At 71.4% G+C, this 13,391-nt stretch carries 12 protein-coding genes; 3 read left to right on the top strand and 9 right to left on the bottom strand.

All coding sequences use genetic code 11. The annotated features are described in order from the left end of the window. Positions 1 to 49: 49 nt before the first annotated feature. Entirely contained in the window at positions 50 to 871 is an 822-nt protein-coding gene (locus ACZ592_RS29350) for a serine hydrolase domain-containing protein (RefSeq protein WP_471584665.1), read from the bottom strand. 198 nt (positions 872 to 1,069) lie between these two features. Beyond that, a complete protein-coding gene (locus ACZ592_RS29345; RefSeq protein ID WP_471584664.1) occupies positions 1,070 to 1,552 on the bottom strand; it encodes a GNAT family N-acetyltransferase in 483 nt (160 codons plus the stop codon). Between the two features lie 115 nt (positions 1,553 to 1,667). On the opposite strand from ACZ592_RS29345, the gene ACZ592_RS29340 reads away from it, so the two are divergent. Beyond that, a complete protein-coding gene (locus ACZ592_RS29340; protein ID WP_471584663.1) occupies positions 1,668 to 2,141 on the top strand; it encodes a MerR family transcriptional regulator in 474 nt (157 codons plus the stop codon). A gap of 5 nt (positions 2,142 to 2,146) precedes the next feature. Next, positions 2,147 to 3,229: an aldo/keto reductase gene (locus ACZ592_RS29335; protein WP_471584662.1), complete on the top strand. Its 1,083-nt coding sequence runs from the start codon at positions 2,147 to 2,149 to the stop codon at positions 3,227 to 3,229. Between the two features lie 182 nt (positions 3,230 to 3,411). Here the strand turns inward: ACZ592_RS29335 and ACZ592_RS29330 are convergent, their stop codons facing one another. The 7 genes from ACZ592_RS29330 to ACZ592_RS29300 all read right to left on the bottom strand — a co-directional run bounded on the left by ACZ592_RS29330 (position 3,412) and on the right by ACZ592_RS29300 (position 11,551). Further along, positions 3,412 to 4,557: an acyltransferase family protein gene (locus ACZ592_RS29330; protein ID WP_471584661.1), complete on the bottom strand. Its 1,146-nt coding sequence runs from the start codon at positions 4,555 to 4,557 to the stop codon at positions 3,412 to 3,414. Between the two features lie 176 nt (positions 4,558 to 4,733). Beyond that, positions 4,734 to 5,840, bottom strand: a complete 1,107-nt coding sequence (locus tag ACZ592_RS29325; RefSeq protein WP_471584660.1) for an alpha/beta hydrolase — start codon at positions 5,838 to 5,840, stop codon at positions 4,734 to 4,736. 204 nt (positions 5,841 to 6,044) lie between these two features. Then, positions 6,045 to 6,722 carry a response regulator gene (locus ACZ592_RS29320; RefSeq protein ID WP_471584659.1) on the bottom strand — a complete coding sequence of 226 codons (678 nt, stop codon included), beginning with the start codon at positions 6,720 to 6,722 and terminating at the stop codon, positions 6,045 to 6,047. Continuing rightward, positions 6,719 to 8,101 (bottom strand): sensor histidine kinase, encoded by a 1,383-nt coding sequence (locus ACZ592_RS29315; RefSeq protein ID WP_471584658.1) that lies wholly within the window; start codon positions 8,099 to 8,101, stop codon positions 6,719 to 6,721. The genes ACZ592_RS29320 and ACZ592_RS29315 overlap by 4 nt, the downstream gene beginning before the upstream one ends. Positions 8,102 to 8,339: 238 nt before the next feature. Continuing rightward, positions 8,340 to 9,221, bottom strand: coding sequence for a DUF4429 domain-containing protein (locus ACZ592_RS29310; RefSeq protein WP_471584657.1), 882 nt, complete (start codon positions 9,219 to 9,221; stop codon positions 8,340 to 8,342). 75 nt (positions 9,222 to 9,296) lie between these two features. Beyond that, a complete protein-coding gene (locus ACZ592_RS29305) occupies positions 9,297 to 10,508 on the bottom strand; it encodes an alpha/beta hydrolase (RefSeq protein ID WP_471584656.1) in 1,212 nt (403 codons plus the stop codon). 275 nt (positions 10,509 to 10,783) lie between these two features. After that, positions 10,784 to 11,551: a TetR/AcrR family transcriptional regulator gene (locus ACZ592_RS29300; RefSeq protein WP_471584655.1), complete on the bottom strand. Its 768-nt coding sequence runs from the start codon at positions 11,549 to 11,551 to the stop codon at positions 10,784 to 10,786. 115 nt (positions 11,552 to 11,666) lie between these two features. Here ACZ592_RS29300 and ACZ592_RS29295 point away from each other — a divergent pair, with 115 nt between their 5' ends. After that, positions 11,667 to 13,277 (top strand): MFS transporter, encoded by a 1,611-nt coding sequence (locus ACZ592_RS29295; RefSeq protein ID WP_471584654.1) that lies wholly within the window; start codon positions 11,667 to 11,669, stop codon positions 13,275 to 13,277. Positions 13,278 to 13,391: the final 114 nt, after the last annotated feature.

The raw sequence follows: 13,391 nt of genomic DNA, 5'->3' as shown, positions 1-13,391 counted from the left end.
CGGGAGGCGACGTGGGAGGCGTGGGAGACGAGGTGGGAGAGGGGTGTGCTCAACCGCGGAGGCCGGCGAGTACCGCGTCGGTGAACGGGGGCCACACCTCGGCCGCCCACGGTCCGAAGGGCCGGTCGGTGAGCGCGACACAGGCCGCCCCCGCATCCGGGTCGACCCACAGGAACGTGCCCGCCTGCCCGAAGTGCCCGAACGTCCGCGGCGACGACGAACTCCCCGTCCAGTGCGGCTCCTTGGAGTCCCGGATCTCGAACCCGAGCCCCCAGTCGTTGGGGTTCTGATGCCCGTACCCCGGCAGGACGCCCTTCAGCCCCGGGTACGTCACGGTCATCGCCGCCGCGACCGTCCGCGCGTCGAGCAACCGTGGGGCCTGCACCTCCGCCGCGAACCGCACCAGGTCGTCGACCGTCGACACCCCGTCCTTGGCGGGCGAGAGGCCCCCTTCGAGCGCGGTGGAGGTCATCCCCAGCGGTACGAGGACCGCCTGGCGCAGGTACTCCGCGAAGGGAATGTCCGTCGCCTTGGCGATGTGATCCCCCAGCACCTCGAACCCCGCGTTCGAGTACAGCCGCCGCGTCCCCGGCTCCGACGTCACCCGGTGCTCGTCGAACGCCAGCCCGCTGGAGTGCGCGAGCAGGTGCCGCACCGTCGACCCCTCGGGCCCGGCCGCCTCGTCGAGCTCGATCGCCCCCTCTTCGTACGCGACGAGCGCCGCGTACGAGGCGAGGAGCTTGGTGACCGAGGCGAGGGCGAAACGCCGGTCCGTGGGGCCGTGCGTCCCGACCACGGTGCCGTCCGCTCGGACGACGGCCGCCGCGGCGGTGGGGACCGGCCAGTTCTCGATCAACGCCAGGCTCTGCATGCCCCGAGCCTAAGCGCCCCACCGACTCGACCGCCAAGCGCCCTATGGGTACGGTCGCCCCCCAGAGCACTCAGGGCCCCCAGAGGGCCCTATGGGTACGGCCGCCCCCAGGGCCCCAGGGCCCCAGGGCCCTCAGCCACCCCGGGGGCTTTACCGGCACAGTCGCCGCGCGCCTTGCGGGTTCGGCCGCCCAGCGCCTCACAGGTTCAGCCGCATCGAGGGGTCGGGCTTGCGCGTGAAGCCGAGCGAGACGTACAGCGGCTCCGCCTCCGCGGACGCGTTGAGGTCCACGCTCGCCGCCCCGCGCTCGCGGAACCACTCCAGCAGCGACTCCATGCACGCCCGCGCATGCCCCTTGCGTCGCTGGTCGGGATCGGTGGCGACACTGAAAACATGGCCGACCCGGCCGTGCGGATTGCCCAACCGTCCGATCCGGTACTCCAGCGTCCCCACCACCAGCGCCGCGAGGCCACCCGGCCGCTCCGGATGGTCGACGACGAACGCCACGAAGTCCCCCTCGGGCTCCCCGAGCCGCTTCCGCACGGTCGTCACGGACTCGGCATGCCAGCTGGTGTCGGACTCGGCCCCGGAGCGGGCGGCGAACACCGAATCGATCATCACCTGCCGCAGCCTGATCAGTTCCTCGGCGTCCTCTGGCGTGGCACGGCGTACGAGACTCATGCCCGGGACGGTAGTGACCACGAGGTGAGACGTCTCCCGAATTTCCCTCCGGATCCAACGGCGTCCTCCGAATCTGCTTGCTTGGAGTGCACTCCAAGGTTCTAGCGTGAGGGGCATGACGGTGATCGAGACGAGCAGCGCGCCGACCCGCCCGGCACGCGGGGCCCATGTCTGTGCCCCGGCACCCGCCCGGCCCCGGAGGCCGGACGGCCAGGACCACTACACGATCAGCGAAGTCGCCGCCTTCACCGGCCTCACCGCCTACACCCTGCGCTGGTACGAGCGGATCGGCCTGATGCCGCACATCGACCGCTCCCACACGGGCCAGCGCCGCTACCGCAACCGCGACCTGGACTGGCTCGCCTTCGTCGGCAAGCTGCGCCTGACGGGCATGCCGGTCGCGGACATGGTCCGTTACGCGGAGCTGGTGCGCGAGGGCGAGCACACCTTCGCCGAACGTCAGGAACTCCTGGAGCAGACCCGGCGCGACGTCCGCACCCGCATCGCGGAGCTCAACGACACCCTCGCCGTCCTCGACTACAAGATCGACACGTACGCGGGCGCCCGGAAGGCGTCAGAGAGGCCCTGACACTGATGACTGCCGAAAACCCCGCTACCTCCTCCACCCCCTCCACCTCCTCTGCTTCTGCTGTCTCCGTCGGCTCTTCCGCCCGGCTGGGGACGGTGCGGCTCGGGGCCGGCGGGCCCGAGGTCGGCCTCCAGGGCCTCGGCTGCATGGGCATGAGCTTCGCCTACGGCCCCACGGACACCGGCGAGGCCACGGCCACCCTGGACCGCGCCCTCGAACTGGGCGTCACCCTCTTCGACACCGCCGACGTCTACGGCATGGGCGAGAACGAGAGGTTCCTGGCGCCCTTCCTCAAGGCGCACCGCGACGAGATCGTCCTCGCCACCAAGTTCGCCCTCGGCATCGACCCGGCCGAGCCGACGAAGCGGCGCATCGACAACTCGCCGGAGTACATACGCTCCAGCGTCGACGCCAGCCTGCGCCGCCTGGGCACGGACGTCATCGACCTCTATTACATGCACCGCCGCGACCCGGCCGTGCCGATCGAGGAGACGGTCGGGGTCATGGCCGAGCTCGTCGCCGCGGGCAAGGTCAAGCACCTCGGCCTGAGCGAGGTGACCGGCGCCGAACTGCGGGCCGCGCACGCCGTCCACCCCGTGGCCGCCGTCCAGTCGGAGTGGTCGCTCTTCAGCCGCGACATCGAGCAGGGCGTGGTGCCCACCGCCGCCGAACTGGGAGTGGCCCTCGTGCCCTACTCGCCGCTCGGCCGAGGTTTCCTCACCGGCTCGTTCGTCAGCGCGGACAAGGAGCTCGGCGAGGACGACTTCCGCCGGCAGCAGCCTCGCTTCACCGGCGCCAACGCCACCGCCAACGCCGCTCTCCTGGACCCCGTCCGCACCGTCGCCGACGCCCACGGGGCGAGCCTCGGGCAGGTCGCCCTTGCCTGGGTCCAGCAGCAGGCCGCGGTCCACCACCTGCCCGTCGTCCCGATCCCCGGCACGCGCAGGCCCACCCGCGTCGAGGAGAACACCGCGGCCACCCGCATCACCCTCACCGACGAGGACCTCGCCCTGCTGGCCCCGATCGCCGCCGCCGTCGCGGGGGACCGGTATGCCGACATGACCTCCACCTCGGTCGGCCGCGAGTAGCCCGACGCGCCACCGTTCGTCTCCTCTCCCGCTCTCGCTCCCTCTCCCTCTCCCGCTCTCGCTCCCGCCCTCGTTCTTGGCTGGGGCTGGGGCTGGGGTTGCGTCGGCGCTTGGGGCTGGTGCTGGTGCTGCGTCTGGGGCGGCGTCCGGGGCCGGGCCGCGGAAGCTCGATCCGGTGCCCGTCACGTCAGCCCCAGGGCGAACACCGCGAACCCGGCCGCCAGCAATCCGGCCAGCGCCCGTCGGGCGCCGGTCGCCCGCTTCCAGGGGGCCTCGAACCCGCGGGCGTACCGGCCTATCAGCACCAGCAACCCCGCGAAGACGGGAAGCCAGGCGACGCGCGCGGCTGTCCAGCCGAGCGTGTCGGGACTCGTGGTCAACCCCGGCACCGCGCCGAGGAACGAGCCGGGAACCGCCGCCGCGAGCAGCGCCGTCTGGTGCCAGCACAGGATCGTCATCGCCGAGAGGTTGATGACGACGACCGGCGCCCACAGGGCGGGGCGGCGCAGCAGCCTGCCGATGCGGTCCCGCAGCAGGATCGCCGCACCGCTCTGTGCCCCGGCGAGGGCGAGGACCAGGAGCGACGGGGGATGGGAGTTCGTGCGGGCCTCGCCCGGGACGCCGACCATCGACGCCGGATAGTGGAAGACGAGGAGCAGCGCGGCGAAGAGCGCGGATCCGCCGGCGAGCAGGAACCACGCGCCGCGCCTGCCCAGCTTCTTCTCGCCCCAGCTGACGCCCAGCTGATAGGCGAACAGCCAGCCCGGCAGCAGATTCAGCAGGCTCAGCCAGGACGGCATGGCCGCCGCGAACGGGCCGTAGCGCAGGAGGTCGACGACGGCCACCGATCCGAGCAACGGCGCCGCGGACCAGGCCCCCAGCCGTTCCGCCGCCCGGATGCACCATGGGGTGAGGGCCGTGATCACCGCATAGACGCCCACGAACCACAGGGGTTGGACGACCAGCGTCGACGCGGTGTGCAGGGTCGTGCCCGGCACGCCCAGGGCGTACAGCGTCGGGACGAGCGCCGCCCATACGGCGGTGACCCCGAGGACAGGGCGGCCGAGCCGTGCGAGGCGCCCGCGCAGCCAGCCGCCGGTCGAACGGCCGCGTGCCACGGCCCGGCGGTAGGACAGCGCGGAAGCGTAGCCGCCCACCAGGAAGAAGATGCCCAGCATCTGCAGCACCCAACTGAGCGGGGCGAAGAAGCCGAACGCGGCCAAGGGGCTGGCGTTGTGCAGCGCCCCGCCCGAGTCGAGGCCGAAGCCGCCAAGGAGCCAGTGCCCGGTCGGCACGGCGAGCAGGGCGAGGGCGCGCAGCCCGTCCACGGCCCGGTCGCGATGGGAGGGAGTCCTGACGTCGATCTCCGACGCGGTGCTGCGCAGGGCACGCAGCGCGTTCCGTGGTCTCAGCGCGCTCCGGGACTTTCGGGAGCTCCGAGAACTTCGCGCGCTCCGAGGACTCTGGGTGCTCCGCGAGCTTGGGGAACTCAGGGTGGGGAGGCTCATGTCCGTACTCCGGTGGTTCGGTTGCCGGTGGGGGAGTCGGCTCCGACGGCGATGCGGGCGAAGGTCCGCAGGGAGTCGGTGCCGGGGGCGAAGTAGCCGGTGTGGCCCTCGGCCCGCTCGGCCGGGACGCGGCGGGCGCCGAAGTCGGGGCCGGTCGGGTCCGCGCCGTGGCCGAGGCCGAAGAGCTCGACGCTCGGCACGTTGTCGATCCAGTCGCTGTCGTCCTTCGCGGCCCAGACGCGGGCGGTGGTGTGCAGGTCCGCCACGCTGTCCGCCCGCATGCCGGGGGAGCCGAGCACCACGAGGTCGGACGCGGCCAGGCGTGGGGCGGCCAGGCCGCACACCACCGAGCCGTAGCTGTGGCAGAACACGGCGGGGCGCGGCGTGCCGGACGCCGTCAGGCCCTGGGTGAAGCGCGCGAGGCGCGGCGCCCCTGCCGCTGCCAGCCGTCCCGTGGCGGCGTCGGGGCCGAGGCCGACCGGGGTGGTGTATCCCACCCAGGCCACCACGGCGGTGCTCGCGCCCGTCGCCGCGCGCAGGGAGCGGCCCATCCCGGCCGGCGTGCCGTACGTGTCGCGGGCGCGGTCGAAGGTGCTCAGGTCGATGTCGGAGCCCGGTACGACGACGGAGACGTGCCCGGCAGTCGCCAAGTCTCCGTATACCTCGGCGACTTGGCCGCGCCCGCGCGGGTCGAACGCCAGTATCTGACGGCCGGGCGTCAGCAGCTCGTCGTAGCGGGCGACCAGCGCGCGGGCCTGGTCGTGATCCTGCAGGGTGAGGCCGGGGTCGGTCGACCGGACCTTCTCGCGGGTGCGCTCGGCGCGCAGGTAAAGGGAGTTGGCCTCGTAACGCAGGGAGGCGGGGGCGCCGTCCAGATTCCCGACGACCGAGGGGTGGCGTGCCACGAGACGCTGACGCTGAGCTTCGCTCAACGAGTCGAAGAACGCGGCGATCCGGGTGGGTGTCGCGGCCACCGGGTCCGGCAGCCGCTCGCCCCGCACTTCGTCCGCGCGCCAGGAACTGGTGCCGGGCGGCGGGCCCGTGAGCGGCTGCTGTTCATTGCCGACGGCCCAGCCTGCCGTGCCGACGACGACCGTCGTCATGAGTGAGGCTGCGACGAGCGCCCTCTTGCTCCGTGCTCTCCAGGATCGAAGCCCCATGGCTCGTCTTCCTCCCCGCTTCGTGGCGCGCTCTGGCCTGACGAAGGGAAAGGTAGGAAGACGGTGTGCGGCGGCACGTCACACCGCGGAGCCAACTCTCAGGTGATACCGGGGTATGCCGTGGTGATACCGAGGTAGGGGGGGTGGCTACTGCTCGCCGGGAGTGACCAGGCCCGACTCATAGGCGAAGATCACGGCTTGGGCGCGGTCCCGCAGGTCCAGCTTGTTGAGCACACGGCCGATGTGGGTCTTCACGGTCTGCTCGGCGAGTACCAGCCGTTCGGCGATCTCCTGGTTGGACAGGCCGCGGGCGATCAGCACCAGTACCTCGGTCTCACGCGGCGTCAGGCCGTTGAGGCGGAGGGACGCGTCGCTGCGCGGTGTCGTCCGCTGTTTGGCGAAGTCGGCGATCAGGCGGCGGGTCACCGACGGCGCGAGCAGCGCCTCGCCGGCCGCCACCACGCGGACGGCCGAGATGAGATCGGCGGGCGGCGCGTCCTTGAGCAGGAAACCGGAGGCGCCGGCACGCAGCGCCTCGTACACGTAGTCGTCCACGTCGAAGGTGGTCAGCATGAGCACCTTGGGCCGGTGCACCACGCCCGGCGGCGGGTCCAACAGGGCGCGGGCCGCGCCGAGTCCGTCCAGCTCCGGCATGCGGACGTCCATCAGCACGACGTCGGGATGGGTGCTGCGGCTGACCTCGATGCCCTTCCTGCCGTCCGGCGCCTCACCCACGACGTCGATGTCGCTCTGCGCCGCGAGCAGTGCGGCGAACCCCGCGCGCACCATGGCCTGGTCGTCGACGATGATCACGCGGATGGTCATGCGGTGCCGGATTCCTTCGGGATGAGAGGGAGACGGGCGGCCACACGGAAGCCGCCGTCGGGCAGCGGACCGACGTCGACCGTGCCGCCGACCAACCGTACGCGTTCGCGCATGCCGACGAGGCCGTGTCCCGTGCCGCTGCCCTCCAGCGGCGAGGAGGGCTCTGTGGACGGGCCGTTGACGACGAGGATCAGGAGGTGCTCCGGGTCCAGGGTCAGAGTGATCTTGGTGGGTGCGCCTGGCGCGTGACGCATCACGTTCGACAGCGCTTCCTGGACGATGCGGTACGCGGACAGGTCCACGGCCGGGGTCACCTTGGCCAGTTGCCTGAGGATCGCCAGCTCCGGACGTGACAGGTCGATCGGTATGCCGGCCCGCACCGTGGCCTCGACCAGGTGCGGCAGCCTGTCGAGTCCCGGCTGGGGCGCCCGCTCGCCGTTCGCCCCCTCGCTGCGCAGCACGGCGAGCAGCCGCCGCATCTCGGTGAGGGACTCCCGGGCGCTCGCCGCTATGCTCCCGAACTCCTCGCGCGCCGCGGCGGGAAGGCCGTCGAGCCGGTAGGGCGCGGAGTCGGCCTGGATGGTGATGACCGACATGTGGTGGGCGACGACGTCGTGCAACTCGCGAGCGATGCGGGCCCGTTCCTCAAGGAGGGTGCGCTGGGCGCGCTCGGTCTCGCTGATGGTCTCCTGCTCGACGAGCCTGCGCCGGGCGTCGCCGCGCTCGCGCAGCAGCGCGCCCAGCAGCAGCACCGCCCCGCTGAGCACGGTCAGGAGCACGCCGGTGTCCTGGCTCTCCTTGCCGCGGTACATGCCGAGCACCAGCCCGGATGCCACGGTGATCAGCCAGATGCCGAGGAGGGTGCGGCGGCTCTGCCGCAGGGACAGCGCGCAGCAGACGACCAGATAGCCCACGATGATCATGGGGGTCCAGGGCGCGGGGCGGTCGGGATCGGAGGCCATCGCGGCGATGGACCCGAGGACGTCCGCGACGATCACGATCCACCACGCCGGAAGCGGCCGGACGACCGCGAGGAGCAGGGGCGCGGACTGGGCGACGCCCAGGGCACCGGCCAGGCCGCCGTCGACGCCGTAGTCGTGCGTGAGGACCTGGACGGTGACCGGGATGAGGACGGCGACGAAGCAGGCGGCGATCAGCAGCGGCAGTCTCCGCACCCAGCGGTTGGAGGCGTGCGCGAGCAGCGGCTCGGACGGTTCTGCGGGCTCCGACAGCGCGGCTCCCGCCGCGTGCAGGCCGTCGCGGACGGCCGTGGCGGCACGGCGGAGGGCGGCACGGCGGAAGAAGGCGGCCGGGTGACCGGCCGGCTCGTGCGCCGGACGGCGTGGCTCTTGGTCGGGAGGTATCGATGCGCTGCTCATGGCCTGATCAGCGTAGGCGTGAAGCAGTCGGCGTGACGTCATACCGGGGAGCTGGATCGACCCCGTACCGCGGTATCAGGAGTGGCCCTCACGGATGGCTCCGGCGACGCTCCCGCGCCGCACGCCCGTCGCTCGCCGCCCGCCGCTCGCGCACGGGCACAGCCCTCGCAGCAGAGCCCCACGCGACACGAGACACCGCCCGCCCGCGGTGCGGGTTGCGGCCCCCGCACCGTACGGGTCAGAGCTCCGCCAGCAGCTCGGCCTTCTTCGTCGTGAACTCTTCGTCCGTGAGCAGGCCCGCCTGGTGCAGCTCACCCAGGTGCCGGATGCGGTCCGCGATGTCCGCCGGATCCCGCCGCACGGCCGTGGCCGTGGGGGAGCCCGTGCCGACGCCGTCGGAGAGCTGGGCGGGCCCCGACGCCTTCACCGCCGCGAGGACCGAGGCGGCGAACGGCAGTGACTCGTGGACCGGGCCGTAGCCGAGGCCGAAGACGACGGCCGCCGGATCCTGGTCGGCCTGCGCGGGCTGGGCCAGGGGGGTCTCGCGGCGCAGCAGCCGCAGATGGCCCTCGAACACCTCCGGGGAGCGCCATTCGATGCCGCACAGGTCGGTGACGGGGAAGCTCTGGTCGCCGGCCTTCCATTTCGCCGACGAGGCGCCCGTCCAGAACCAGCGGAAGGACACCAGCTTGCCGTCGAAGGACGCCTTGCCGTCGTACGCCTTGAACTGCTGGGGCGTCTCGGGAGCGGCCACCAGATAGCGATCGGACGGCTCACCGTCGTCCGGGGCGAGCTGCGCCCGCAGCTCGTCCGCGTAGTACTCGGCGAGCGTCTCCCGCTCGGCCGGCAGCACGAGGCGGTACGGGTCACCGCTCTCCTTGAGCTGCCCCGCCGCGGCCTCCATCAGAGGATCGGCGCCCGGTCTCGGTACGGCATGCAGAACCACCGTCCCGCGTTTGCCCGGGGAGAGAGTCACCGCCGCGATCGCCTCATGCGGGATGCGCCGTTCACCGAGAGCCTGGAAGAGCTTCGGCGTGCGGATTCCCCGTTCGAAGCGGATGAGCACGGAGTCGGACTTGAACTCCCAGGCGGCATGAAATCCGGCCAGTACGTCACCCATGCGGCTCATCGTAGGCGGCACGCGCGCCCCCGTCCCTCCTGCGGCGTCCCGCTGTTTCGTCGATTTCTACGCGCGTCAGGCCGCTGCCGAGCCGGAAGAACCCTTCCGGCAGGCGTCGCCGTGGCTCGCGCAGGTCACTCCGTGGTACGAACCCGTACCGATTTCCGCGAAGTTGCGGAGGCTCTCCGTGCCCGGCTCGAAATAGCCGGTGTGCCCCCGTGCGCCGGCCGCGGACAGGACGCGCGCACCGAAGCCGCCGGACACCGGGTCGGCGCCGTGGCCAAGCCCGCCGAACTCCATGTTCGGCACGTCCTGGATCCAGTCGTCGCTGTCCCGGGTGGCCCAGATCCGGGCGGCCGTACCCAACTGTGCGGCCGAGTCGGCGCGCATGCCGGGGCTGCCCGCCACCGCGATGTCGGTGACCCGCGGGGGCAGCGTTCGCGCCGCCACGCCGCACACCACGGAGCCGTAGCTGTGGCAGTACAGCGCGACCGGCGTGCGGCCGGGCAGGCCGCGCACCATGGCGTTCAGCCGCGGCGCGCCGTCCTCGGCGCGCATGGACGTGGCCGCGTCCACGCCGATCCCGACGGGCGCGGTGTAGTCGGCCCAGGCGATCACGGCGGTACGCGTGTGCGGGTTCGCGGCGCGCTCCGCGCGGTAGAGCGATTTCGCCATGCCCACCGGCGCCGAGTACTTGCGGAACGTCCGCTCGAAGGTCAGCACATTGGTGTCGACACCGGGCACCACGACCGAGACACGACGGGCCTTGTCGAGGTCCCCGAAGACTTCCGCCATGCGCCCGGAGCCCATCGGGTCGAAGGCGAAGACCTGGCGCCCGGGGCGCATCATGACCCCGAAGCGCTTCATCCTGCGCTCGGCCTCCTGCTGCCCCAAAGGCGAGAGGCGTTTGTCGTGCATGCGTTGACGCTCGACCTTGCGGGCCTGTCCCAGGGCGATGTGGTTCGCGCGATAGCGCAGGTCGGCCGGGGCGCCGTTCATGTTGCCTACCGCGAGTGGGTAGCGGGCGGCGAGCCTGTTGGCCTGCTGCGTGTCGAGCGACGCGAAGAAGTGGGCGAGACGCCCGGACGGAGCGTCCGGGTCGGGCAGCGCGCGCCCGTCTATGCTCCCCCGCTCCCAGGCGGAGAGTGCGGTCTGCAGAGGCGACGCGTCGCCTCTGTTGTGGCGCACGGCGGTCCAGCCGGTGGTCGCCAGCATGACGAACACGACGGCGAGCGCGAGCAGAGCGCGCCAGGCGTTGAGTTGAGGGGAGGAGTCGAAGGAAGTCACTACGGGACACCCTAGGAGAATCGTGATGCCTCCCGTGCATCGCGTGAGGCACATCACGTTTCTGTAGGGGTAATTGAGGCAAAGACGACACATCTTCCGTCATTTCGTGACGCTCCGTAGGCGGTGTGTCGGCGCGACGCAACAGAGCGGACGGTGACGCGGGGTGTGGAAGTCGTCGCTTAACGCACGGGTGAACTCCGTCGGTTGGATGACGTTCGGCGGACCCAGGGGGAGAGGGCTGGAAGGGGCCTGAGGGCCGTTGGAGCTCAGGTCGTTCAGGGAGCCTGGGGTGACGGCTGCCCGCGCCAGTCCTCGGCCAACGCGGGTCCCAGGTGGTCGAGATACTGCTCCGTGAGCGCGCGGATCGACTCCGGCGTGATGTCCCCTCCCGCACCCCACATCCGTCCCGTGACCCGCATGACGCCGCTGAAGGCGGCGACCGCCACGCGCGGGCGCGGGTCGCTGTCCAGGTCGAGCCCCTCGCGCTCGGCGATCACGCGGGCGACCTCGTCCTCCATCTCGATGGAGCGGCGCAGGTGATAGGCGAGCAGGGTCGGCGTCGACTCGATCACCTGGTAGATGCGCATGTGGAGTTCGACAGGGACGACTTCCTCGATGGACTGCCCTATCGCCTCCCAGGTGCCGAGGACGGCGCTGCGCAGTGCCGCGAGAGGGCCTTCGTGGGCAGGGCGGTCCCGCACGGCCTGGACGAACCGGGCCTCCACCATCTCCTGGACCGCGAAGGCGGCTTCCTGCTTGTTGGCGAAGTATCGGAAGAACGTGCGCTGGGAGACGTCGACGGCCTCGGCGATCTCGTCGACAGTCGTCTCCTCGTACCCCTTGGTCGTGAAGAGTTCGAGCGCCACGCGCAGGAGCGCGTCCCGGGTGCGCTGCTTCTTGCGCTCGCGCAGTCCGGGCCTGGTGGGCCCGTGGGCGGTGTCCTCGGTGCCCTCGGTGTCCTGGGTGTTCTCGGAGCTCTCCGGGTCCTCGGAGTCCTCCGGCATGGCCGCCGGGGAGTCCGTCGCTCGCTGCGTGGTCTTCACACCGTGGCCCTCTTCTCTGCCGTTTTCCCAGTTCACCATACCTGTGAGCAACGTGACAGTTACCGACTTGTGAATTTGTTTGTCAACTGTCAGTCGCTGTCACTAGCCTCGGCGCATGACTAGTCAGACCACCGTCGACAAGGCGGACAAGGCACCGGAGCCCGTGTCCGTGCCGGCCCCGGCCAAGGGGCTCCGCGGCCACCCTTGGCTGACACTTTTCGCCGTCGCGATCGGCGTGATGATGGTCGCCCTGGACGGCACCATCGTGGCCATCGCCAACCCGGCGATCCAGAAGGACCTGGGCGCCACCTTCGCGGACGTCCAGTGGATCACCAACGGTTACTTCCTCGCCCTCGCCGTCGCGCTGATCACGGCGGGCAAGCTGGGTGACCGTTTCGGCCACCGCCAGACCTTCCTCATAGGCGTCGTCGGCTTCGCCGCCGCCTCCGGAGCCATCGGCCTGTCGGACAGCATCGCGCTGGTGGTCACCTTCCGCGTGCTTCAGGGGCTCTTCGGCGCGCTGCTGATGCCCGCCGCGCTCGGCCTCCTCCGGGCCACGTTCCCGGCCGAGAAGCTCAACATGGCCATCGGTATCTGGGGCATGGTGATCGGCGCGTCCACGGCAGGCGGCCCGATCCTCGGCGGCCTCCTCGTCCAGCACGTCAGCTGGCAGTCCGTCTTCTTCATCAACGTGCCGGTCGGCATCATCGCCGTCGTCCTCGGCGTGGTCATCCTCAAGGACCACCGTGCCGAGAACGCCCCCAGGTCCTTCGACATCGTCGGCATCGTGCTGCTGTCGGCGGCCATGTTCTGCCTGGTCTGGGCGCTCATCAAGGCCCCGGCGTGGGGCTGGGGCGACGGCATGACCTGGACGTTCATCGGCGTCTCCGTGCTGAGCTTCGTGCTCTTCGCGGTCTGGGAGTCGAAGGTCGCGGAACCGCTCATCCCGCTGGCCCTGTTCCGTTCCGTGGCGCTGTCCGCCGGTGTGGTCCTGATGGTGCTCATGGCCATCGCCTTCATGGGCGGCCTTTTCTTCGTCACCTTCTACCTGCAGAACGTGCACGGGATGAGCCCCGTCGACAGTGGTCTGCACCTGCTGCCGCTCACCGGAATGATGATCGTGGGCTCGCCGCTGGCCGGCGCGATGATCACCAAGGTGGGTCCGCGGATCCCGCTGGCCGGCGGCATGCTCTGCACCGCCGTCGCCATGTACGGCATGTCCACGCTGGAGGCGGGGACCGGCAGCGGCCTCATGTCGATCTGGTTCGCGCTCCTCGGCCTCGGCCTCGCCCCGGTCATGGTCGGTGCGACGGAGGTCATCGTGGGCAACGCGCCGATGGAGCTCTCCGGTGTCGCAGGCGGCCTCCAGCAGGCCGCCATGCAGATCGGCGGCAGCCTCGGCACGGCCGTCCTCGGCGCCGTCATGGCCTCGAAGGTCGACAGCGACCTGCCCGACAACTGGGCCGATGCGAAGCTCCCGCCGATGAGCGAGGCCCAGCTCGACAAGGCCGCGGAGGCCGTCCAGGTCGGTGTGGCGCCGGTTCCGCCGAAGGCACCGGCGTCGATCGCCGACCAGATCACCTCGGTCGCGCACGACACCTTCATGTCGGGCATGGGCATGGCCTGCCTGGTCGCCACCGGAGTGGCCGTGGTCGCGGTCTTCGTCGCGTTCCTGACCAAGCGCGGCGTCAACGCCGAGGCCGGTGCGGGCGTGGGCCACATCTGAGCCGTCGGCCGCGTCCGAGGCTCTGCCTGCCGCCCGCGACCGCACGCCCCAAGCCGCCGCCCGAAACCGGGGCTCGGCAGGCCGCGGACGCCTCGGCGGGCCGAAGTAGGGGAA

The sequence above is a fragment of the Streptomyces sp. NPDC040622 genome (genome assembly GCF_055593965.1).
Note: the sequence above shows the minus strand (reverse complement) of the source record. Positions and strands in the feature narration are given on the sequence as shown.